This is a genomic window from Domibacillus sp. F004 (assembly GCF_057814295.1).
Genome location: NZ_JBVATB010000056.1, coordinates 1 through 284, shown reverse-complemented (window position 1 = coordinate 284; position 284 = coordinate 1). Strand labels below are relative to the sequence as shown.

The 284-nt window shown below is 68.3% G+C and carries 1 protein-coding gene; it reads right to left on the bottom strand.

The features are described from left to right. The coding region (locus ACZYRN_RS19390; protein ID WP_488913197.1) for a hypothetical protein at positions 1–284 on the bottom strand (284 nt) is incomplete at both ends.

Here is a 284-nt window from a genome sequence, read left to right as displayed (position 1 = left end):
ACGCACGCCAGCGCGGCTCAGCGCATCGAAGCGGGCGGCCAGCTCAACCTTGGCGACAGCCGTGGCCGAAGCCATGTATCCCTTGATGTGCGCGGGGCGTTCTGTCTCACTATCGAGCAGGTCGACCGTCTGCTCGAGCGCGCGATCGATGGCCTCGTCGATAAGCCCCTGCAGATCTCCGCGCGGCGCGACCACCCCGGATGCCGCGACCGCCCGCGTGACACCGGCCCGAATGTCGAACAGGCTGAAACGTCCGCCGCAACTCGCTGCCCGCGCATCTGCCT